Origin of the sequence: Geobacillus sp. DSP4a (assembly GCF_013096875.1) — a bacterium.
GTDB classification, from domain to species: Bacteria; Bacillota; Bacilli; order Bacillales; family Anoxybacillaceae; genus Geobacillus; species Geobacillus thermophilus.
In genome coordinates this window covers 1-22,531 of sequence record NZ_SDLD01000046.1, presented here as the reverse complement: position 1 = coordinate 22,531, position 22,531 = coordinate 1, and the positions used below count along the sequence as shown (strand labels likewise).

Annotated in this window: 21 protein-coding genes and 4 pseudogenes; 9 read left to right on the top strand and 16 right to left on the bottom strand. The window is 51.6% G+C overall.

The features are described 5' to 3' along the window. Positions 1-369: 369 nt before the first annotated feature. Positions 370-1,052: pseudogene (locus ETC02_RS14065) on the bottom strand (N-acetylmuramoyl-L-alanine amidase family protein). A 338-nt stretch (positions 1,053-1,390) separates the two neighbouring features. Between ETC02_RS14065 and ETC02_RS14060 the strand changes: the two are divergent. Next, positions 1,391-1,855 carry a DinB family protein gene (locus ETC02_RS14060; protein WP_050368087.1) on the top strand — a complete coding sequence of 155 codons (465 nt, stop codon included), beginning with the start codon at positions 1,391-1,393 and terminating at the stop codon, positions 1,853-1,855. 85 nt (positions 1,856-1,940) lie between these two features. Here ETC02_RS14060 and ETC02_RS14055 read toward each other — a convergent pair whose 3' ends face one another. Beyond that, positions 1,941-2,645, bottom strand: a complete 705-nt coding sequence (locus tag ETC02_RS14055; RefSeq protein ID WP_015373773.1) for a DsbA family oxidoreductase — start codon at positions 2,643-2,645, stop codon at positions 1,941-1,943. Between the two features lie 137 nt (positions 2,646-2,782). Here ETC02_RS14055 and ETC02_RS14050 point away from each other — a divergent pair, with 137 nt between their 5' ends. Beyond that, positions 2,783-3,184: a DoxX family protein gene (locus tag ETC02_RS14050; protein WP_050368086.1), complete on the top strand. Its 402-nt coding sequence runs from the start codon at positions 2,783-2,785 to the stop codon at positions 3,182-3,184. Positions 3,185-3,234: 50 nt separating this feature from the next. Here the strand turns inward: ETC02_RS14050 and ETC02_RS17790 are convergent, their stop codons facing one another. The 4 genes and pseudogenes from ETC02_RS17790 to ETC02_RS14035 form a co-directional block, all read right to left on the bottom strand. Further along, a complete protein-coding gene (locus ETC02_RS17790) occupies positions 3,235-3,405 on the bottom strand; it encodes a hypothetical protein (protein ID WP_253264157.1) in 171 nt (56 codons plus the stop codon). A gap of 31 nt (positions 3,406-3,436) precedes the next feature. Continuing rightward, positions 3,437-3,754 (bottom strand): iron-containing alcohol dehydrogenase, encoded by a 318-nt coding sequence (locus ETC02_RS17785; RefSeq protein WP_371810214.1) that lies wholly within the window; start codon positions 3,752-3,754, stop codon positions 3,437-3,439. A gap of 53 nt (positions 3,755-3,807) precedes the next feature. Further along, the gene (locus ETC02_RS14040) at positions 3,808-4,962 is read right to left on the bottom strand and encodes an acyl-CoA dehydrogenase family protein (protein ID WP_050368085.1); all 1,155 of its coding nucleotides are present in this window, start codon (positions 4,960-4,962) and stop codon (positions 3,808-3,810) included. Beyond that, a pseudogene (locus ETC02_RS14035) lies at positions 4,934-5,926 on the bottom strand (sigma-54 interaction domain-containing protein); the annotation flags it as partial. The pseudogene ETC02_RS14035 and the gene ETC02_RS14040, both read right to left, overlap by 29 nt. 97 nt (positions 5,927-6,023) lie before the next feature. Here ETC02_RS14035 and ETC02_RS14030 point away from each other — a divergent pair. From ETC02_RS14030 to ETC02_RS14015, 4 genes are all read left to right on the top strand, one after another. Further along, the gene (locus tag ETC02_RS14030) at positions 6,024-6,815 is read left to right on the top strand and encodes an ABC transporter ATP-binding protein (protein WP_050368084.1); all 792 of its coding nucleotides are present in this window, start codon (positions 6,024-6,026) and stop codon (positions 6,813-6,815) included. Between the two features lie 6 nt (positions 6,816-6,821). Further along, positions 6,822-7,748 carry an iron-hydroxamate ABC transporter substrate-binding protein gene (locus tag ETC02_RS14025; protein ID WP_063211564.1) on the top strand — a complete coding sequence of 309 codons (927 nt, stop codon included), beginning with the start codon at positions 6,822-6,824 and terminating at the stop codon, positions 7,746-7,748. 67 nt (positions 7,749-7,815) lie between these two features. Further along, positions 7,816-8,823, top strand: a complete 1,008-nt coding sequence (locus tag ETC02_RS14020) for a FecCD family ABC transporter permease (protein WP_047817675.1) — start codon at positions 7,816-7,818, stop codon at positions 8,821-8,823. Next, positions 8,820-9,809 (top strand): FecCD family ABC transporter permease, encoded by a 990-nt coding sequence (locus ETC02_RS14015; protein ID WP_063211566.1) that lies wholly within the window; start codon positions 8,820-8,822, stop codon positions 9,807-9,809. The genes ETC02_RS14020 and ETC02_RS14015 overlap by 4 nt, the downstream gene beginning before the upstream one ends. 294 nt (positions 9,810-10,103) lie before the next feature. Here ETC02_RS14015 and ETC02_RS14010 read toward each other — a convergent pair whose 3' ends face one another. The 4 genes from ETC02_RS14010 to ETC02_RS13995 all read right to left on the bottom strand — a co-directional run bounded on the left by ETC02_RS14010 (position 10,104) and on the right by ETC02_RS13995 (position 15,199). Next, complete coding sequence (locus tag ETC02_RS14010; RefSeq protein WP_063211570.1) at positions 10,104-10,712, bottom strand: DedA family protein; 609 nt, start codon at positions 10,710-10,712, stop codon at positions 10,104-10,106. A 151-nt stretch (positions 10,713-10,863) separates the two neighbouring features. Further along, complete coding sequence (locus tag ETC02_RS14005) at positions 10,864-12,072, bottom strand: ornithine--oxo-acid transaminase (RefSeq protein WP_050368081.1); 1,209 nt, start codon at positions 12,070-12,072, stop codon at positions 10,864-10,866. 70 nt (positions 12,073-12,142) lie between these two features. Next, the gene (pruA, locus tag ETC02_RS14000; RefSeq protein ID WP_050368080.1) at positions 12,143-13,690 is read right to left on the bottom strand and encodes an L-glutamate gamma-semialdehyde dehydrogenase; all 1,548 of its coding nucleotides are present in this window, start codon (positions 13,688-13,690) and stop codon (positions 12,143-12,145) included. A gap of 96 nt (positions 13,691-13,786) precedes the next feature. Further along, entirely contained in the window at positions 13,787-15,199 is a 1,413-nt protein-coding gene (locus tag ETC02_RS13995) for an amino acid permease (RefSeq protein WP_063211568.1), read from the bottom strand. A 234-nt stretch (positions 15,200-15,433) separates the two neighbouring features. Here ETC02_RS13995 and ETC02_RS13990 point away from each other — a divergent pair, with 234 nt between their 5' ends. The 3 genes and pseudogenes from ETC02_RS13990 to ETC02_RS13980 all read left to right on the top strand — a co-directional run. Continuing rightward, the gene (locus ETC02_RS13990; protein WP_050368744.1) at positions 15,434-16,807 is read left to right on the top strand and encodes a sigma-54 interaction domain-containing protein; all 1,374 of its coding nucleotides are present in this window, start codon (positions 15,434-15,436) and stop codon (positions 16,805-16,807) included. A 49-nt stretch (positions 16,808-16,856) separates the two neighbouring features. After that, positions 16,857-17,609 carry a TatD family hydrolase gene (locus tag ETC02_RS13985; protein WP_171698355.1) on the top strand — a complete coding sequence of 251 codons (753 nt, stop codon included), beginning with the start codon at positions 16,857-16,859 and terminating at the stop codon, positions 17,607-17,609. A 16-nt stretch (positions 17,610-17,625) separates the two neighbouring features. Continuing rightward, positions 17,626-17,772, top strand: a pseudogene (locus ETC02_RS13980) (DinB family protein); the annotation flags it as partial. 15 nt (positions 17,773-17,787) lie between these two features. Here ETC02_RS13980 and ETC02_RS13975 read toward each other — a convergent pair. The 6 genes and pseudogenes from ETC02_RS13975 to ETC02_RS13950 form a co-directional block, all read right to left on the bottom strand. Then, positions 17,788-18,447 carry a DUF817 domain-containing protein gene (locus tag ETC02_RS13975; protein ID WP_371810213.1) on the bottom strand — a complete coding sequence of 220 codons (660 nt, stop codon included), beginning with the start codon at positions 18,445-18,447 and terminating at the stop codon, positions 17,788-17,790. Positions 18,448-18,668: 221 nt separating this feature from the next. After that, complete coding sequence (locus ETC02_RS13970) at positions 18,669-19,226, bottom strand: cupin domain-containing protein (protein ID WP_063211572.1); 558 nt, start codon at positions 19,224-19,226, stop codon at positions 18,669-18,671. 273 nt (positions 19,227-19,499) lie between these two features. Next, complete coding sequence (locus ETC02_RS13965; protein ID WP_015373749.1) at positions 19,500-20,123, bottom strand: hypothetical protein; 624 nt, start codon at positions 20,121-20,123, stop codon at positions 19,500-19,502. 433 nt (positions 20,124-20,556) lie between these two features. Beyond that, on the bottom strand, positions 20,557-21,003 hold the full coding sequence (locus ETC02_RS13960) for a putative iron-sulfur cluster-binding metallochaperone (RefSeq protein WP_171698358.1): 447 nt from the start codon (positions 21,001-21,003) through the stop codon (positions 20,557-20,559). Between the two features lie 384 nt (positions 21,004-21,387). Beyond that, complete coding sequence (locus tag ETC02_RS13955; RefSeq protein WP_050368077.1) at positions 21,388-22,272, bottom strand: helix-turn-helix transcriptional regulator; 885 nt, start codon at positions 22,270-22,272, stop codon at positions 21,388-21,390. 118 nt (positions 22,273-22,390) lie between these two features. Continuing rightward, positions 22,391-22,531: pseudogene (locus ETC02_RS13950) on the bottom strand (IS4 family transposase); the annotation flags it as partial.

Sequence of the window (22,531 nt, the reverse complement as noted above, 5' to 3'; positions counted from 1 at the left end):
GATATTCGGTTGCATTCGAATAATCGATCGATATCTTTTTTTGATGTTTGAAAAGGTATTTTGACCGTTCGATACATCCTTTCACCTCCTTACTTATAATATAAAATATGAATAATCGAAAATCTATATTCTTTTTTCATCGATTCTCCCATTTTTTTACTTTTTTTGATCAAAAGTAAAAAAAAGGACGCCGCGTATCCCCCGCCTACGCTTCGCTTAGAGGCGGGGGACTTGCGGCGTATGGGTTGTTAAAAGGCTTCTCAACTTGAGAACACCGTGTTTTTCGTGTTTTTTTCACTCCATCACCACCCTTCTAGGACAAACGGACAAAAAAACGCTCGCCCAGCTGAAACTAGGCAAGCGTTCCCGTCATTCCTCGACTTGTTCAAGCACAATCCGCTTCGCTCTTCCTAAATAACGCTCCACTTGACGCAGCACATTTTCCTTCTCCGCAAATGCCTCGACTTGCGTTCCATCCACTGTCACACGCGTTAAAGAGAGGTTTGATTTTTTGTCAGATCCAATGCCCGTGCCATTCCATTCACATGCCCACGGGCGACTGTTCGCAAAAACTGGGTGTCATTCAATTTTTCTGCATCCTCTTTTCGATCAATAAATCCATTCTCCGTGAGCACCGCCGGCATCACTGTTTCGCGCAGCACATGGAAGTTTGCTTTCTTTTTCCCACGGTCGCGAAATCCTGTAGCCTTGACGACTTCTTCATGAATGGCATCGCGGATGCGGGCTGTTACCGAATCGTCATCGAGCCGATTATAAATATAATCTTCATACCCCGTGCCGCCACCGGCATTCACGTGAATCGACACGTATAAATCCGCCCCCCATTGATTGGCCCGATCCGTCCGCTCCTCAAGCGGCACCGTTTCATCTTTTGTCCGACTCAGCTGCACCAACACTCCTTCATACTCATTTTGCAGCAGACGGTTGATTTCAAGAGCGATAAACAACGTAATGTCTTTCTCCAACAACCCGTTGCCGATCGCGCCGGTATCTCTTCCCCCATGACCGGGGTCAATAAAAATTTTCGGCATCGTCGTTTTCTCCCCTTCCTTACATGTCCGGCGTTTTTCACGAAGACACTATATATAGGTTGTAATAAAGAATTTCCGACCTCCATGTCCCGTCTTTACTTTATCACCTAACAAGCTGGCACGGTGACAAGAAGAGCGAACAATGCCATGTAAAACAAAATTGCAACTTATATAGGGACATCCACTCCACATTTTTTCTTATTTTATTAATAGAATAAGCATTTGAAAGGAAAAGGTGACAGGCAAAGGACCAAAACAAGGAGAAACACTAGCCGCCAACATTTCCTCTATTTGTGGTATAATAGGACGAGGAAATGAATTCCAAAGGAGGAATACGCATGTCCCGCGCACAACAATGGGTGCAATATTTCCTTTCCCACCGCCATGTCACGATGGAATTGATCCACAAAATCGACGAGGCGCATTATGATTACAAACCGACGCCGACCTCGATGACAGCAAAGCAGCTGGCGACACATATGCTGTTCAGCTTCTACAATTTCGCCAACACGGCGAAACACGGCGATCCATCGCTGTTCCGGCAAAAAATCGAGGAATCGGAGACGAATTTGGCCAAGCTGGCGGAGTCGTATACGGAAAAAACGAAGCAGCTCATCGAATCGATGCGCGATGACGACTTCGACCGAACGCTCGATTTAACATCGATTTTCGGCATTCAAATTCCAACCAAACAGTTGTTGCAAATGGCAATGGATCACGAAATTCATCATAAAGGCCAGCTGTTCGTCTACGTCCGCAGCATGGGGCATACGGACTTGCCGCTGTTTGTGAAGCGCGGTTAATCTTCTCTCCCATTGTTTCATTATGGGGCTTCGCAAAAAAGCCGGCTAGGCATCCCTAACCGGCTTTTCCTTTTGATTTATTTTCTTAAATAGAGCACCCTTCGTCGGTGCACGTCCCGCCTTGATCAGTCGACAGCGGCTGCAGCGGCCGCGATTGTTCTTCCTCCCATACCTTCTCCAGCGCCCGCCGGAACACCTCAACCGGCTGGGCGCCGGAAATCGCATACTTCCGGTTCAGAACGAAAAACGGCACGCCGCGGACGCCCAACGCCGCCGCTTCTTCCTCATCGCGGCGCACCTCTTGTGTGTAGCGGCCGCTGGCCAACACTTCTTCCGCTTCCGTCCGGTCAAGCCCGGCTGCTTCGGCGATCGCAAGCAGCACATTGCGGTCGCTGATTCGCTTCGACTCCGTAAAATAGGCGTAAAACAACCGCTCGACGACATCTTGAAGCTTTCCTTTTTCATTCGCATATTGAGCCAACCGGTGGGCGTCAAACGTATTCGTCGGCTTCATCGTGTCAAAGCGGAACGTCAAACCGACCGCCTCCGCCTGCCGGCCGATATCGGCGTTCGCCCGCTTCGCTTCCTCGAGCGAAATGCCGTATTTGTTGGCAATGATTTCATGAATCGTCAATGGGGTCTCGTTTGGTGCGTTTGGATCGAGTTCAAAGCTGCGGAATACGATTTCAACGTCTTCCCGGTGCGGAAATGGCTCAAGCGCCTGTTCCAATCGGCGTTTGCCGATATAGCAAAACGGGCAGACAAAATCAGACCATACTTCAATTTTCATGGCCATCCTCCTCTACTTTTGACGCGCTTCCCCTCCATTGTAACCCATCGCTAGTCAAATGGCGAACGAAAGGCATGAGGCGGACCCACCCGCATACATTGTACTACCATGCTGTTGGGACAAGGAGGGAGAATCTCATGCATTCCCAGGAATTCGGCGCCTTTCTGTTGCGGATTGTCACTGGGTTCATCTTTTTCGCCCATGGCTGGGTGAAATGGCAACGGGGGCTTGAGGCAGCGGCCGATTCGTTTGCGGCGATGGGGCTTCCCGGCTGGCTCGCCTACATCGTGACGATGGTGGAGCTTGCCGGCGGCTGGGCGATGATGCTTGGCCTTGGCACACGGCCGATTGCGGCGGCGTTTGCCATCATCATGGCTGGAGCTATCGCCACGGCGAAAGCCGACGCCGGTTTGCTTGGCAACGGCCGGGAAACGGGCTATGAATTCAACCTCGCCTTGCTTGCGATGTCCGTATATTTGTGGCTGAACGGCAGCCGGCTTTGGTCGTTAGATGCGGTCATCGGACGGCCGCGCGGCTGAACGGCCGGCACGAAAACAGGTGTCCCGCATACCGAACGGGACACCTGTTTCTACTTGCCTTGTCCTTTTTCCACTGTCAGCTTGACGACGCGCTCGCCGATCGCCCGAATCCATTCAAGCGGCATCGGGAAGCTGACTGCAGCCGGATCGGAGGCAACCGCCGGGATGGTGGCAGCAAATTGCTCCGCCGTGATCGGGTAGTCAGCAAAATCCCTTGGCAAGCCAATGTCGTCGCGCAGCTGGCGGATTCGTTCAATGGACTTTAATGTCGCGCAACCCTTTGAAAAGGGCGTATTTCACCCCTTTCGCCGTATCGAGCACGCTGCCGCCGCCGACCGCCAACAAGGCGTCCGCTCCCATCTCACGCGCATAGCGCACCGCTTCATTGACGCATTCACTTTCCGCATCTTGGCGAATATCCAAAAAGATGCCTGCAAGCTCTGGTCCCACTCCATGTGTCGTCAAGTCAAAGAGGCTCGCTACTTTTTCGACAACCCCAGCTTGCTCAAGCCCACGGTCAGAAAGCAACAGCACCCGTTTCGCCCCTAGCCCGCGGAACAAATCCGGCACGAGCGCGCGGGCGCCCGATCCGGTGTAAATGGCGGTGCGCAGCCAAAAGTTCGCTAACGTCGTCCGTATTCTCTCCGCAATTCGCTCGCGATGATGTTGCGCTGGATTTCCGAGGTGCCTTCGTAAATTTTCGTGATGCGGGCATCACGAAAGTAGCGTTCGATCGGGTAGTCTTTCATGTAACCGAGGCCGCCGTGAATCTGTACGGCGAGATCGGCGATTTTGTTGTACACTTCCGAGCCGAACAGTTTGGCAATGGCCGCTTCTTTGACGACGCGCATCTTTTGGTCGACCATCCAGGCGACGCGGTAAACGGTTGAGCGCAGCACTTCGATCAACATGCTCATTTCCGCCAACATATGCTGGATCGCTTGCTGCTCGATGATCGGCTTGCCGAACTGCTCGCGCTGTTCGGCGTATTCCATGCAGTATTCCAAGAGGCGGATGCACGAACCGAGGTTGCGGGCGGCGAGACCCGCGCGGCCGTTGGCGAGGATTTTGAGAGCGTTGACATATCCCTCGCCTTCTTTTCCAAGCACGTTTTCGACCGGCACTTCCAAGTTGTCAAAAAACAGCTCGGCTGAATGCGATCCGCGCAGCCCCATTTTCCGCTCGACTTTTCCGACGATAAAGCCGGGGAAATCTTTTTCCACAATAAACGAGGTAATGCCTTTCGGGCCTTTTGACGGATCGGTGACCGCCATCACCGTAAACACGTGGGCGTCGACAGCATTCGTAATGTAATGCTTCGAGCCGTTAATGATGTAGCGGTCGCCTTTGCGGACGGCGGTCGTTTTAATCGCGGCGGCGTTCGAACCGGCGCTCGGCTCGGTTAAGGCAAAAGCGCCGATCCATTCCCCTGTTGCCATTTTCGGCAAGTAGCGCCGCTTTTGTTCCTCGGTGCCGAGCTCGACGATGCCGACCGTACCGATGCCGGTATGGGCGCCGATTAATGTCGTATAGCCGTTATGCGTTTTCCCGAGTTCTTCATAAATGGCGCATTTGCCGACCATCGACAAGCCAAGGCCGCCGTATTCTTCCGGGATGCTTAAGCCGAACAGCCCCATGGCTTTCGATTTTTCAATAATATCTTCTGGAATGTGGTCGTTTTCTTCAATGTCCATGGCCACCGGCTCCACGACTTCTTTCACAAATTTACGGACGTTTTCTTTTAAAAATTCAATCTCGGCTGGCAACGTAAAATCCATCTTCTTCCCCTCCCCGTGATTCGATTCCATATTTTTGCGCCTTGCGCACAAGGGTCGACGCATCGACACCCAACAGCTTCGCCGCCCGCCGATACGTGCGCGCATGATGAAGCGCTTTGATGATGAGCTGGCGCTCGACGTCCGCCACCGCTTGTTTGAGCGGAACGACCTCGCTGACTGACACCGGATCGGCAGCCGTCGGCGGCTCAAGATGAAGCCATTTGGCCACGTGATCTTCGTCGACGACGGGCGCGGCAGACGTTACAAACATGCGCTCAATGGCGTTGACGAGCTCGCGGACGTTGCCAGGCCAATGGTAGTCCATCATCATCGCAAGCGCCCTGTCGGTGAACACGAGCTGTTTTTGATACTTTTTAGCAAACCGCTTTCGATAATGGTCGACCAACAGCGGGATGTCTTCCTTCCGGTCGCGCAGCGGCGGAATGGCGATCGGCATGACGTTCAGCCGGTAAAACAAATCAGCTCTGAACCGCCCGGCGGCGACCAGCTCTTCAAGCGGTTTGTTCGTTGCGGCGATGATGCGGACATCGATCCGTTTGGGCGCCTCAGCCCCCAAGCGCATAATTTCCATCGACTGAAGCACACGAAGGAGTTTTACTTGCAGGTGGAGCGGGATTTCGCTAATTTCATCGAGAAAAATCGTCCCGCCATCCGCCTGTTCAAAGTAACCCTTTTTTCCTTTTTTCGCCGCACCGGTGAACGCCCCGGGCTCATAGCCGAACAGCTCGGACTCCATCAGCGTCTCCGGAATCGCCCCGCAGTTTACCTTCACAAACGGACGGCCGCTGCGCGCGCTCTGCTTCCAGATGAAGTTCGCTAACTCTTCCTTTCCGACGCCCGACTCTCCGGTTAAAAGCACGGTGACATCCACGGCCGCCGCCTGGCGGGCAATGGCGATCACATGCGCCATCGCCGGCGCCCGGTAAATAAAACTTGTTTTTTCGATGAGAAAATTCATTGTCTTTTTTAAGAATTTCGTTATAATAAAGATTGTTAATGATAGTGATTTTCATTTTCTTAGTCCAAAAGGAGGTGGCCGCATGGTTCGCTTGTATGCCGAGGAGCTCACCGTCCGCTATGACGACCGGACGATTTTTGAACGATTGTCCGTCCGCATTCCCGATCGGCAAATCACTGCCATTATCGGGCCGAACGGGTGCGGCAAGTCGACGCTGCTCAAGACGTTGACGCGCATCATTTCCCCGCAATCGGGCGCGGTCATTTTAGACGGTCAAGCCATTTCCCAGCAACCGACGAAAGAGCTGGCGAAAAAAATGGCCATTTTGCCGCAGACGCCGGAAGCGACAAGCGGATTAACGGTCGCTGAGCTCGTCTCGTACGGCCGCTTTCCGTATCAAAAAGGATTCGGACGGCTGACAAAGCGGGATTATGAAGCGATTGACTGGGCGCTTGACGTCACCAAAACGGCCGACTTAAAGCACCGGCCGGTCGATGCGCTCTCGGGCGGGCAGCGGCAGCGCGTCTGGATCGCCATGGCGCTCGCCCAAGAGACCGACATCATCTTTTTGGATGAACCGACGACGTATTTGGACATCGCCCATCAGCTTGAGGTGCTCGAGCTGCTTGAGCGGCTGAACCAAGAAGAAGGGCGGACGATCGTCATGGTGCTTCATGACATCAACCAGGCGGCCCGCTTTGCCGACTATATCATCGCTATGAAAGAAGGAGCCATCATCAAGTCCGGGCGGAGCGAAGACGTTATCTGCCGCGAAGTGCTCCGCGACGTGTTCGGCATCGACGCCGACATCGGCCGCGACCCGCGGACGAACAAACCAATTTGCTTCACTTATCAATTGCTCAGGGAGGCTTAATTCATCATGAGGAAAACATGGCTTGCATTGTTGCTGATGTTCGCGCTTGTGCTAAGCGCATGCGGCAACGCGGCGGACGATCAAAAGAACAACAGCGCTTCACCAAAAGAAAAAAAGACGGAAACGATTACATACCAATCGGAAAACGGACCGGTGGAAGTGCCGGCTAATCCGAAGCGCGTCGTCGTCTTATCGACGTTTGCCGGACATGTGCTGGCCTTGGACGTCCCCGTTGTTGGCGTGGATTCGTGGTCGAAAATGAGCCCGCTTTTTCAAGAAAAACTGAAAGATGCCGAAGTCGTGACCGATGAAGACATTGAAAAAATTATGGCGTTAAAACCGGACTTAATCATCGGATTATCCAATACGAAAAACGTCCACAAATTAAGCAAAATCGCGCCGACCGTCACCTTTACATACGGCAAAGTCGATTATTTGACACAGTTTTTGGAAATCGGGAAACTGTTGAATAAAGAAAAAGAAGCGAAAGCGTGGATCGACGATTTCAAACAACGGGCGCAACAAGCCGGGGAAGAAATCCGGGCCAAAATTGGTGAAAACGCGACCGTCACTGTAGCCGAAAACTTTGATAAGCAGCTGTATGTGTTCGGCAACAACTGGGCGCGCGGCACTGAGATTTTGTATCAAGAAATGAAGCTGAAAATGCCAAAAGCTGTAGAAGAACAGGCGCTCAAACCGGGCTACTATGCCGTTTCCCTTGAGGCGCTCCCGCAGTTTGTCGGCGATTATCTCATCTTAAGCAAAAACGACGACGGCGACACATCGTTTATGGAAACGAACACGTTCAAAAACATCCCTGCTGTCAAAAACGGCCATATGTTTGTCGCCGATGCGAAGGCATTTTATTTCAACGACCCGATTACGTTAGACTACCAGCTCGATTTCTTTAAAAAGCATTTTTTAGGCCAATAACGACGAGACGGGGCGTTCATGGGCAGTGAATGTCCCGTCCTTCTTTGTGTCAAAGGGGGAGTCACCAATGGACGCAGACCGCCGGCGTTGGCCGTTTCGCTATATGTTTTTTCTGTCGCTTGGCCTGCTTGTCGCCGTTTGGTTTGGCTCGATGCGAGTCGGCGTCGCCGATACGACATGGAGCGACGTATGGCGGGCGTTGTTTTCCGATCAACAAAGCAAACAGCTTGATCTCATTCGCGAGCTCCGTCTGCCGCGCGAAACAGCGGCCGCCTTTGTCGGCGCCGGCCTTGCCGTCGCCGGAGCGATCATGCAGGGGATGACGCGCAATCCGCTTGCCGACCCCGGTCTCCTTGGCCTCACCGCCGGCGCAAACGCAGCGTTGGCCATGACAATGGCCTTTTTCCCTTCCGCCCATTATCTTTTGATCACGGTCGCCTGTTTGCTTGGTGCGGCCGCCGGGGCAGGGGCCGTCTTTGGCATCGGCGCCGCCCGCAAAGGAGGGTTTTCACCGCTTCGCATCGTCTTGGCCGGCTCGGCGGTTTCGACGCTTTTATTCGCCATCGCCGAAGGAATCGGACTGTATTTCCACATTTCCAAAGACGTCTCGATGTGGACGTCAGGCGGGGTGGCCGGAGCTTCATGGAAACAATTGTCGGTCGTCATCCCGCTCATCACGACCGGGCTCGCTATTGCCGCATGGTATTCACGACAGCTGACGATCCTTAGTTTGAGTGAAGACGTCGCGGTTGGCGTTGGGCAAAAAACAACGACCGTCAAAACATGGCTGTTTTTCGCTGTGTTTTTATTAACAGGAGCGTCGGTCGCCATCGCCGGCAATATCACCTTTATCGGCTTAATGGTTCCTCACCTCGTGAGGGCAATAGCCGGCGCCGACTACCGGTTTGTCATCCCGCTGTCAGCGACTGTCGGCGCCAGCGCCATGGTGCTGGCCGACACGGCGGCGCGCACGGTCAATGCCCCGTTTGAAACGCCGGTGGCCGCCATCATCGCCGTCATCGGCTTGCCGTTTTTCCTCTTCGTCGTGCGGAAACAAGGGAGGGGCTTTTCATGAGAAAAAAAAGTTTTTCGCTCTTTGCCGTGCTTGCGTTGCTCATTGCCGCAACAGCGGCCGTCGCCTTAAGCACCGGCGATGCGCCGCTCTCATATAACCGCATCGTCCCGACACTATTGGGCTACGGTTCGATGGAAGAGGAATTCATTTTGTTTTCCCTTCGCCTGCCGCGCCTTTTCATCACCTTGTTGGCCGGCATGGCGCTCGCCTTATCCGGGGCCGTATTGCAAGGCCTCACGCGCAATGACCTCGCCGACCCGGGCGTGCTTGGGATCAACGCCGGCGCAGGCGCGGGCGTCGCCTTGTTCTTTTTGTTTTTTCCGATTGAGGCCGGAACATTTCTTTACGCCTTGCCGCTCGTTGCCTTCACCGGGGCGATTCTGACAGCAGTTGCCATCTATGCCGTCTCCTACAAGAAAACAACCGGGCTGCAGCCGGTGCCGTTTATCTTAACCGGCGTCGGCATGTCGATGGCGCTATCTGGGCTGATGATCGTCCTCATTTCCGCCGCTGATCGGACAAAAGTTGATTTTATTGCTAGATGGCTTTCCGGAAACATTTGGGGCGATGATTGGCCGTTCATTTTCGCCATGCTGCCGTGGTTGGCTGCGGGCACACTGGTGGCGCTACATCGGGCGAAGCATCTCAATATTTTGCACTTAGGCGACCCTGTTTCGATCGGGGTCGGCGTCCACGTCCGCCGCGAGCGGCTCGTGCTTATGATAACAGCTGTTGCCGTCGCGGCCGCCGCCGTCTCTGTAACCGGGGGCATCTCCTTTATCGGATTGATGGCGCCGCATATCGCCAAAATGATCGTCGGGCCTCGTCATGAGCGATCCATTCCGACCTCGATGCTCATCGGTGGCTGGCTGTTGCTCACGGCTGACACGATTGGGCGCAATGCCCTTGCCGAACCGCTCCCAGCAGGAGTCGTTGTGTCATTAATCGGTGCACCGTACTTCATTTATTTATTATTGAAACGTTAATCCTTTTGACGGACATGGTGAACCAAAGATTGCGGCGAAGCTCGTTTAATTGCCTTCATCTTTGTCTCGACTCCTGTTTCCTTTGAAGCAGGAGCTTCCTTTTCTATATTGTTGAACGCTCACGCTTAGAGATCCAGGATACGAACTAAACCACCCTCGTGCATTCTACTGCTCAGACCGCTCATGAACAAAGCAAACGAAACCTTCATGGAAGAACAAAAGGGCTACCTCCAAGGCTAAAAAGCAACCTTGAGGGTAGCCCTTTCTGGAAAGAAACCCCTTAAGATATCGGAACTAAGAAGCCCGACGCCGTTTCCAAAAGCGGACAGCTGCAACCAAAATAATTATAGCAATAATGACATACACCACTTCGGCGTACATCCCAATCACTTCAGATACTTTTTCCCACGATTGGCCGAGCGCCGCCCCGATCGAGATTAAAAGCGTATTCCAAATGAGTGTTCCCAACACCGACAGCCAGACAAACAGCCATATATTCATTTTCGACATGCCAGCGGGAATCGAAATCAAACTGCGCACCAATGGAATCATACGACCAAGGAATACCGCCCACACTCCGTAGCGCTGAAATGTCCGGTTCGCCTTGGAAATGTCTTCCGGCTTCACCCGCAGCCATCCGCCCCAGCGGTCAACGATCCGCTCAAGCCGCTCAACGGACAACAGCCGGCCGATCCCATACAGCACGATCGCCCCAACGATCGATCCCGCTGTCGCTGCCACAATGACGCCTGGCACCGTCAAAGACGTGTACGTCGTCATAAATCCGCCAAACGGCAAAATGACTTCCGACGGAATCGGCGGGAAAATATTTTCAAGCGCGATCATCAAAAAAATACCGATATATCCGAATTGCTCCATAAAATCAGTGATCCAAGCCTGCACGCGTTCTTCCTCCATTCACTCGCCCTTCGCTTATGTAGGATGTTTATGCAGCGTCAATGCAATCCTTTCCCTATCTTAACAGAAAACCGCCATTCCCCGCAAAACAAAAAGGCGCCCCGCTGTACTTTCGGGACACCTTTTTTCCACTTTTTTAAACCGCAGTCGGTTGGGACAGCACCTTTACAATCCGCTCAATCGCCCAGTCGAGCTCTTCTTTCGTAATAATGAGCGGCGGCGCAAAACGGATGACCGTCTCATGCGTCTCCTTGCAAAGCAGCCCTTGTTCTTTCAGCGCTTCGCAATACGGACGCGCCGGTCCATGCAGCTCGACACCGATAAACAAGCCGCGGCCGCGGATTTCTTTAATGTCCTTGTTTTCGATTTGCTTTAACTTTGCCAAAAAATATTCGCCAAGCTCAAGCGACCGCTCCGCCAGCCGCTCTTCTTCGATCACCTCAAGCGCGGCGATCGATACCGCGCAAGCGAGCGGATTGCCGCCAAACGTCGAGCCGTGCGAGCCCGGTTCAAACACCGACAAAATATCGCGATTGGCAACAACGCACGAAATCGGGAACACCCCGCCGCCCAATGCTTTCCCTAAAATATACATATCAGGCACAACATTTTCCCAGTCGCAAGCAAACAACTTCCCCGTCCGTCCTAGCCCGGTTTGGATTTCATCGGCGATGAACAACACGTTGTGTTCTTTGCACACGTCATAGGCCGCTTTTAAAAAGCCTTGCGGCGGGATGCGGATGCCGGCTTCCCCTTGGATTGGTTCGACAAGAAACGCCGCCGTATTCGGTGTCATCGCTGCCTTGAGCGCTTCGATATCCCCGTACGGGATGATTTTCACCCCGGGCAAAAGCGGACCAAAACCGCGTTTATAAGCCGGTTCGGACGACAACGACACCGCGGCGAGCGTCCGGCCATGGAAATTGCCTTCACAAACGATGATTTCCGCCTGATTGTCAGGGACGCCTTTCACGTCATACGCCCAGCGGCGCGCCGCCTTGAGCGCCGTTTCTACCGCCTCGGCGCCGGTGTTCATCGGCAGCACCATCTCTTTTTTCGTCAGCCGGCACACTTTTTCGTACCATGGGCCGAGCTGGTCATTATGGAAGGCGCGCGATGTGAGCGTGACGCGGTCAGCTTGCCGCTTCAACGCCTCCACAATTTTCGGATGACGATGTCCTTGGTTGACGGCCGAATAGGCGCTTAACATGTCCATATAGCGGTTGCCTTCCGGGTCTTTCACCCATACCCCTTCCGCTTCGGAAATGACAATCGGCAATGGATGATAATTTCGCGCTCCGTATCGCTCCGTCTGTTCAATGAGCTGTTCGGACTTCGTAGCCATCATCAACCGCTCCTTTCCTTATCTGCGTTTCTTCGCTATAAAAGGGCGGACGCCGCCGCCCTTTTTTGGTTTAAAACATTTCCGATACGGTTTTCGCTTGCATATGGAGGATCAAATAGTCCGGGCCGCCCGCTTTCGAGTCAGTGCCTGACATGTTGAAGCCGCCAAACGGCTGATACCCGACGATCGCCCCTGTGCAGCCGCGGTTGAAGTACAAGTTGCCGACATGGAACTCGTGCCGCGCTTTTTCAAGATTCGCCCGATTGCGCGAGATGACGGCTCCTGTCAGACCGTATTCGGTGTTGTTCGCAATCTCAAGCGCATGGTCAAAGTCGCGCGCTTTCGCAAACGCCACGACCGGTCCGAAAATTTCCTCCTGCATGATGCGCACGTTCGGGTCGACATCCGCAAACACGGTCGGCTGGATGAAGAACCCTTTCGAGTCGTCTCCTTCCCCGCCGGTCATGAGACGGCCTTCCTGCTTGCCGATTTCGATATACTCCATAATTTTGTTGTACGCCCCTTGGTCGATGACAGGCCCCATAAACGTCGCTTGCTCCGCCGGATCGCCGACGTTGAGCTGCTTCGTCAGCTCGACAACGCGATTCAACACTTGGTCATACACATCTTCGACGATAATGGCGCGCGAGCACGCCGAACATTTTTGCCCAGAGTAGCCAAACGCCGACGCCACGATCGATTGCGCCGCCAGTTCGAGGTCCGCTTCTTTATCGACAATGATGCCGTCTTTGCCGCCCATTTCCGCGATGACGCGTTTCAGCCAAATTTGCCCTGGGTGCACTTTCGCCGCCCGCTCATAAATGCGGATGCCGACATCCCGCGATCCGGTGAAGCTGATAAATCGTGTGCGCGGATGGTCGACGAGATAATCTCCGACTTCAGCCCCGCTGCCCGGAATATAATTCAACACACCAGCCGGAAGCCCCGCTTCTTCCAACACTTCCACAAATTTATACGCCACGACCGGCGTTGCGCTTGCCGGTTTCAACAGCACCGTATTGCCCGTGACAAGCGAAGCGACCGTCGTTCCGGCCATAATGGCAAACGGGAAGTTCCACGGCGAAATGACAACCCCGACGCCAAGCGGAATGTAGAAAAACCGGTTCGTTTCCCCCGGACGGCTCTCAACCGGAATGCCGTCTTTCAGCTTCAGCATTTGCCGGCCGTAATATTCCATAAAGTCGATCGCTTCCGCGGTATCGGCGTCCGCTTCGCGCCACGGTTTGCCTGCTTCTTTCACCAGCCAAGCGGAAAACTCGTGCTTGCGCCGGCGCACGATCGCCGCCGCCCGGAACAAAATATCGGCCCGCGCTTCCGGACTTGTCCGGCTCCAAGTGCGAAACGCCTCATCAGCGGTTTTCATCGCCCGCTCCGCCAGCTCTTTGGTCGCTTTCGCCACCCGGCCGATGACTTCCGCTTTGTTCGCTGGATTGATCGACGTGATTTTGTCTTCCGTCATCACCCGCTCGCCGCCGATCACAAGCGGATAATCGCGCCCAAGCTCCGATTCCACTTTTTGGAGCGCGGCCAAAAACGCTTCGCGGTTCGCTTCTACGGTAAAATCAGTGAGCGGTTCGTGTCTGTACGGCTGCACCATTTCGTCATCCTCCTTTTTAAAGGCAAAAAAATTTTTCGTTATAAAACGGTTTCATAGTTATATTATGCAAATGATTATGGCTTTTTTCAATGATTTTTACTTGGCGGCCTTGAGCTCCCCTTTTTCTGCGGCTAGGAGCTGAACCCGTTTTTTCGCCACAAGGTGGTAGTACCCATAACACGCAAGGAGAAACGGAATGCCGCAGTAAAGAGCGATCCGTTGATCCGGAATAAACGCCAGCCCGATGATCGTCGCCATATTCAACGCAAACGCCGCGAGCGGCACGAACGGATACAACGGCGTCCGGTATTTCAGATCGCGCACATCGCCGCCTTCACGCAAAAACGCTTTTCGTCCGAAATAGCTGGACAGCGCGATGGAAGCCCACACCGTGACGGCGCCAAATCCCGCGACCGCCGTCAGCCAAACGTACACTGTATCTTCGGCGTAAATGCTGCACAAAAGCGACAAGCAGCCGATGGCAATGCTGGCAATAAGTGCGTTGATCGGCACGCCGCGTTTCGATAGCTTGCTGAAAAACGGACTGACCATGCCTTGGCGCGACATCGACCAGAGGACGCGCGACGTCGCGTATAACCCCGAGTTGGCCACCGACAGCACCGCGGTAATGATGACAAAATTCATGATATCGGCTGCATACGGAATGCCAATGTTGTCAAACACCTCAACAAACGGGCTTTCCACAACGCCGGCTTTCTCCCACGGAAACAAACCAGCCAGCACAAAAATGGCCAAAATAAAGAAGATCAAAATGCGCCATACGGTGTTGCGCAGCGCAACCGGCACCGTTTTTTCCGGCTCGCGGCTTTCCCCCGCCGCCACGCCGACCAATTCCGTCCCTTGGAACGAAAAGTTCACGAGGATCATCGTCGTAAAGATGGCCCAAAACCCATTTGGAAACAAGCCCCCATGGTCTGTAAAGTTCGAGAAAAACGGAGCAGGTTGTCCATTTTTCATATGGATGACTCCGAACATCGCCGCCAGACCAAGAACAATAAAGGCGATCACCGTCAGCACCTTGATGCTCGAAAACCAAAACTCCACCTCGCCAAATCCTTTGACAGACAAGGCGTTGATCAAAAACAAGAGCAAAGCGAAGACCGCACAAAACACCCATGTCGGCACATCAGGAAACCATCGCTTCATCAAAATGCTGACCGTGAGCAGCTCGATGCCGACCGTCACCGACCAGTTCAGCCATGACAGCCAACCGATGCAATACCCCACTGCCGGCGAGATGAATTTCGTCGCATACGTCTGATACGACCCGGCATCAGGAATTCTCACGGCCAATTCTCCTAACGAAAGCATGGTCAAATACATAACCAATCCGCCAAAAAGATACGCAACGACGGCCCCGCCTGGCCCCGCCTCATGAATCGTATAACCCGATCCTAAAAACAAACCGGTGCCGATCACTCCGCCTAGCGCGATCATAAATAAATGCCTGCTTTTTAGCTCTCGTTTCAGTTCTTGCACGGGTTGCATCCGAAAACTCTCCCCTCTCTATGATCGATTTCGCAACCGCTTACATTTCGAGAAAGGGAACAGAACCTCCCTTACTGCAAATCTATTTGTCAATTTATAATAAACTATAACTTTATTATGGAACTATTTTTGTCTATTTTCAATATATTTAGCAAAAAATTTTTTCACATCTTTCTTTCCCTTCCTGTCTCCCGTCCACCTTATGCTATAATACAAAAAAGAGAGGTGCTGATCGTGAACCGGGATATGGAAACGCTTTTAACGATGTATGAGCAAATTCTCGAACTGATTGACCTTGGCGTCCATGCCGTCGATCAACATGGGAAAACCGTCATTTACAACCGAAAAATGCGGGACATCGAGGGCATGAACATCGAGGACGTGCTCGATAAAAACATTTTGGACGTCTTCCGCTTCAACCCGGAGCAGCCGAGCACATTGCTTGAAGCGCTGCGCACCGGCAAGAGCATTCTGAACAAGCAGCAAACCTATTTCAATAACAAAGGACAAGCCGTGACAACGGTCAATCAAACGCACCCGCTGCAAAAAGACGGGCGCATCATCGGCGCCGTGGAAATCGCCAAAGACATCACGAAGTTCCGCAAACTGATCCAAGAACACCACCAACGCAAGGAAGCCGGCCGCACGTTTGCGGACATCATCGGCCAAAGCGAAGCCATGCAAAAGGCCATCCGCCTTGCTCGTCATGCCGCCCGCTCCGAAGCGTCCGTGCTGCTCATTGGGGAGAAAGGGACAGGAAAAGACTTGCTCGCTTCCTGCATTCACCATGAAAGCGAACGGCGGGCCAAGCCGTTTTTTGCGCAAACGTGTTTGTCGCTTCCGGACGATTGGATGGAAACGATGCTGTTTGGCAGCGAAGAAGGCGGCGAGATCCAGCCCGGTTTGTTTGAACAAGCGGACGGCGGCACCGTCCTGCTTGACGATATTGACTTGTTAAGCCTGCCGCTTCAACAAAAACTTGCCCGTTTCCTGCAAGAAAAACAGTTTGTCCGCGCCCATGGCCAAAAACCGGTTCATGCAGATGTTCGCCTCATCGCCTCGACAAGCGGAGACCCGATCGATGCCGTCCAAGCAGGGGAATTGCTCAAATCGCTTTACTACCAAATTGCCGTCCACTGCATCGTCCTGCCGCCGTTGCGCGAACGGAAAGAGGACATTTTGCCGCTCGCTATCCATTTCATCCGTCAAGGCAACGAGCGCTATGGCCTACATGTCGAAGGACTCGGCGATGACGTGCAAGAGGCGTTTCTTGCTTACAGCTGGCCCGGCAACGTGCGCGAACTGGAGGCCGTCATGTTGGAAACGATGGCGACGATGGAACAAGAACAAACCATCACCCTCGCCCATCTGCCTGCCCCTTTTCGAGCCAAGCTGGCGCCCGACGAAGCGAAAACGGACTTTTTGTTCGATACGGAAGATATGTTGCCGCTTGACAAATACATGGAAGAAGTCGAAATTTACTACATCCGCAAGGCGCTGCAGCATCACGGCTTCAACATCACAAAAACGGCCAAAGCGCTCGGCTTAAGCCGACAAAACTTGCAATACCGCATCCGCAAGTACCAGATTGATAAGGAATGGGGATAAGCTGCAGTTGGCGATCGTACGGCCAAAAGGACAGGGGAGGTCGCTGTGGATGATCGACGCTCATATTCATCTCGACCAGTACACGGACATCGATGAACAAATCAACCGTTGGCAAGAAGCGGGCATCACCGGCGTCGTCGCCGTATCCACCGATTTGCGCTCAAGCCACCGAACGCTCGAGTTGAAACAGCGATTCCCTTCCTTCGTCTACGCCGCCATCGGTTTTCATCCCGAGCAACCGCTGCCAAGCGAAGCCGATTGGAACGAATGGACAGAGCTTGTCAAGCAAGAGCGGCCGCTGCTCGCCGCCATCGGCGAAGTCGGGCTGCCATACTATTCAGCGGAAGCATGCGCCAAGCTGCCCGCGTATCAAGAACGATTAACCGAAATCGCGGCCATCGCCGCGGATGCCTCCTTGCCGCTCGTTCTTCACGCCGTCTACGACCGCGCCGAAACCGCCTTGGCCATCTTGCAGCAAACTGGCGTCCGACAAGCCCATTTCCACTGGCTGAAGGCCGAGCCTGCCGTGGTCAAACAAATCGTCCAATGCGGCTACTACATCTCCATCACGCCGGAAGTGTGCTACCGCGAGCGCGACAAGCAGCTGTTATCCCTCGTTCCCATCGAGCAGCTGCTCCTTGAAACCGATGGCCCATGGCCGTTTGCCGGCCCGTTTGCCGGAAAACTGACAACGCCGTTATGGCTATTGGACTCCGCGCGAGCCGTGGCGGCACACTATGGCCAAGATATCGAACAAGTCAAAACCATGATCACGGCGAACACAAAACGGCTTTACGGTTGATCTTCCTTATCGTACGATGAAACCAAATCTACATCGAAATGAGGGAAACATGATGGATCATAATGAGCGAGTGCGCCAACAGCTGATCAAAAGCGTTTCCGGGCTGTCGGACGAACAGCTGAACACCCGGGCGGCGAAAGGGAGTTGGACCATCGCCCAAGTGCTCGAACACCTGTACTTAATCGAAACATCGATCGTAGCCATGATCGCCCATACAATGAACAAGGCTCCACGCCTTCGCCTGGTTTGGATATTGCCAAGCGCCAAAAAAGGTGGCGATGTTTTCCGCGATCCAGATGAAAAACCCGATCAGCAAAAACGACAAAACAAGCGGCATCCGGTAGCGGATTCCCCCGACCTCATACGTCACCCATGACCGCCAAAAGACAAGCATGACGAGGCTTGAGAGCCACCAACGAACGTCCACCCAATAATGGTGGGTGAAAAAATTCAAGTAAATCGCCGAAGCGAGAGGAACGACCATCCAAAACGGCGGCCATTGCACCAACTCCACCTTCAGCCTTCGCCACGCCTGGTAAAGATAGCTGGCGACGTTCGCATACATAAACCCGCTGTACAAGGGCACGCCAAAGATTTTCGTATACCCCTCTTCCGGATACGACCACGAACCCATGCGCACTTTAAACAGCTCGAGCGCAAGTCCAATGACGTGGAACAAGGTGATCACTTTGAGTTCATCCCGCGTTTCCATCCCTGACCGCACCATCCACCATTGCATGAGCAGGCAAATAACAAGCAGCCAATCATACCGCGGCAATAGCGGAAGCGGCGCGATCTTCGTCAGCGCCAATGAGGCAAAAATGACAACCGGAAACACGCAAGATTGCGCCTGCGCCCAACCGAAGCGAACAAGCTACACAAACGCTTTGATGAGCCGCGACGTTCTGCCAAACGAACCCCTAAATGTTGCAGGCGGCACCCCTCGTTTGAAAGCAAAAACCGCAGAACACCCCTGACGAAGGGCTCTGCGGCTACTTTTTCCTATAATCAATTGAAAACCTGACATAACTCTGGTTTCCAACGAAACTGCCAAATCAGTCACCGATCATCGGCCATGGCCTCGGCTTTCGTCCTGTGAACCGTGCCAAACGGATGCTCGGGCGGAGCATAAATGGAATATAGCTTCAAGGGAACATGCCCTATATTGGTCACATTATGCCACGTCCCAGCTGGAATCATGATCGCGTCATCTTCGGACACTCTTCTTTCAAAATCCAGACGGTCTTTTCGTTCCCCCATCTGCACAAGACCCTGTCCTTGTTCAATACGAATAAACTGGTCCACATTCGGATGAACTTCCAGTCCGATATCTCCTCCTACCTCAATGCTCATCAACGTCACTTGCAAATGTTTTCCTGTCCATAATGCGGTTCGGAAATTTTGATTTTGCTCGGCGGCTCTCTCAATATTGACAACGAACGGTTTTCCGCCGTAATCTCTCAATTTGATGGGAGGAAACCTGTCGTTCCTTGCATGTTGTAGCATACCGCAAGCATACGGTGACCAGCTCCACCAGCCATAATGAGGGGGGAAGTAACTGGACATCGGGTAGGGCCACTGAGTGCTAATATACGGATGGACGTAATTCGGATTCAATTGCCTGTTCACTCTCCTCACACTTGGAATATGCTACTATCTTATGCAATGGCTCAGTCTGGCGTGACAAGAGCACACGGGCAAACGGAAACATCGCGAGGAAAAGAAACCCTCAAAAAACGGTGGCCATTCGCCGCCATGAAACCCGAACAGGTTAGACTCTTCCCGCCTGTCTAACCAACTCAGCCAAATGATCTCCATTTTTCAAGTGTCAATTCGTGACAGGAAAGCTAAAGAGGGTGCTAGGTATGACAGACCAATCTTTAGGTTTTATCATAGGCACTCGCTGACATTGCCTTGTTCATCGATAAATAATGCCGTGATTCCTGTTCTCTTCTTCGCTAACAGAGGTAGCCTGTCCCAAAGATTTCGAAACTGTTTCACATCTGGTAATGCGATGCTGTATTTGGCATTGGGATCCTCCATTCTTTGCAAAGTTTCCGCCAATACCCCTAAGAAATAATTCACGTTCATTGGATTTGATGTTCCTAGACCCTTCACCTCAATAATCCAACGCTCATTACCTCGGATTGCGTTTATATCAATTCCAGGTGTTTTTCCCCACGCAATTTGTGTTTCCCATCCTTCTGAATGCAGGTATGCCTGCAAGACCTCTTTAATATAGTCTTCTTTCAACTTCGAATCTGTATTCTCTGTTATCTTGGAATCGTTTCCTTGAGCCGAATTCACTACTAATCCGTCATCGGTTAAAAAATTACCTATTAAACCATCCTTACGGACAACCCGCCTAAGCAAACCTCTATTCGCCAAATTTCTACAGGCTTGATTCACTGATTGTTGCGGATTATTTTTACCCAATAAGATATCAGTAATTTCCCGATCTGTTAACCCATCCTTCTCTGTTAATAAAGTTATAATCCTATCTGTTAGGGTCATTTTTCCCATCCTTTCATGAACACTGTTCGCATCTATGTAAAATCATTGATTTGCAAATAAATCAGGAAACTCGCTTCGAATTAAATTATAACATTCGTCGCATACCACATAATTCCTATCCCCTGTCCCTACGAACTTCACCCTTATCTGGTAGTTCACATTCGGTTTTAACTCCGCAGGCAAAAAACTGGTACTGCAAGAGCCGCAACAACCACGAAATTTCAAGTAGCATTCCATACAAAGGCTTCAAGAAATGCTCGTACCTCTCCTGGTGCTCTGGAATCAAAAACATAGAAGTTCCCTCCTGTTTTTTTGAAGAACTTCTATGTCATATGCGGATGGGCAGGTGCTGATAATTGTGCAGGTCGATGATTGGTTAAAAGATGGTTGGATAAGCGTGCAACCGATCCATGTTCAACAGGTCAGTTCCCGTTCACCTGTCGAATATAAATTCCGCCACGTTCCCCATGCAACAAGCCCCCTGGGGGTTGTTCACTTCACAACCGCATCGCCCTGCCTGGACATGGGCTTTGATTTCCTGAAGCGGCTCTCCGCCGTTCCGCACAGCTCGCTCAATGCGTTCCCGCGTCCAGTCAAAACAGTAACAAACAGGAACATCCATGTCCGAATCCTTTTGAAACACGGGCACTTTCAAGTCTCCTACGGCAAAAGTCAGCGAACCGTCCCACGCAAAATAGACCGTTTCGCAGGACGGGTTCGGGCAAAAGGCGTAATCACGGTCAGGTTCAAGCGTCGCCAAAGCCGCAGGTTTCAACAACGACTTGAGCGTGATCAGCGGCACCCGTCGTCCGTTTTGCCCGCAGTTCGGGCAGTTTGTTTCCGTCGTTTCTCCACGGTTTGTCGGAGCACAACAGTCCATTGTAATCGCACCTTTCATTCAGGCAAGTGAGCCATGATCTTCCTGACTTAAATATACTTCGCATCAAATATTGTATCACACACCAGGCCAGTGCCGATGAAATGCACATTGATCCATTCCAGTCTTTTCTAAATGTCCTTTCGCCTTTCCCTTCCAAGCGTTCACACTATCCGAACCATGCTTTCATCATGTTTGATTTCCCTGCTATGTTAAGGGAAAATAAATCATGTCCGCTAATTTGAAAGAAATCAGGCGAAAAGGAGACAGTGAGTACTCCTTTCAAACGAAGAAAAGCCCAGCATGGACCCAGGCAAAACCCTGCCCCTGCTCGGCTTCTTGGACATTTTTTCCTGGACGGATATATTTTACGGGGATAAATATCATCTACTCCCACTCTTCAAAAGATAAATTGGTAGGCTCGTCTAAAAGGTCAACTGTAAAATCAATATTTGTTGTTGGTGTACGCTCATCCACTTCCTCAAATTTAAGTTCATCAATCCATACTTGCCCTTTCCCCGAAAGTAAAACACCAAAAGATATGACTGCACTATTTTTAGGAACATCTAAAACGATATAGTAATGATTCCATTCAGTATCTCCTACAATCGGGCGGTCACTCATATTATCAAATTGCAACACATCCCCAAGTGCATCATCCACTCGCATCCAAAACCCACAGAATCCATCAACACCTTTTGATTTTATAAACCCAGAAAGTTTTATCCTTTTACCAAGATACTTTTCTGCCTTAAATTGTTGCATCATTGTGGCAAATTCAGCTTGAGATTGGACAGTAACAGCCTTTAAGAATCCAGATGCTTTCCCCCTGTGAAAGATTTCTCTGTCAATTCCCATTTTATAATTAAACGGGTGACTTCCGCTTAATTTCCATCCTTTCACTTGTTCGTTTTTCAACATGACATCCTCCCTTTGTAAAGTTAATTTACCCATGATTTTGCGGTATTGTCCTGGCGGTAATTGATAATATTTCTTAAACGAACGGGTAAATGATTCTTGTGTTTCAAAGCGATAATAGAAAGCAATATCTATTATCTTTTTATCCGTATAAAGCAGCATGTTGGCTGAATTAGCAATTCTTCGATATCGAACATATTCAGATACAGTCACACCAACTTCTTTTTGAAAAATACGATGAAAATGGTACTTTGAAAAACCAGCAAACTGAGCAATGTTTTCTAAAGATAATTCTTCATGCAAATTAGTCTCTATATATTCAATCGTTTTTTGAATAATGGGACTGTAGCTCATTTCATAGCCCTCCTTACACCTCCTTACAAATAAGATAACAGAAGAAACCATGATTTTTTTGACCTATATTGCTTTGTTTAACATCAAACGAATATTGATTTTGTATCACGAGTGTTGATTATCCAAAATTATACATACGCCTTCCATAAATTTGGGCATACTCAAACAAAGCAGCGGCCATCCCGGATTTCCAATCGAGAGGAAGCTGCCCAGAGAAAAAACGGCGAACAAACGAAATGAAGGAAAGAGAGACGTTCGT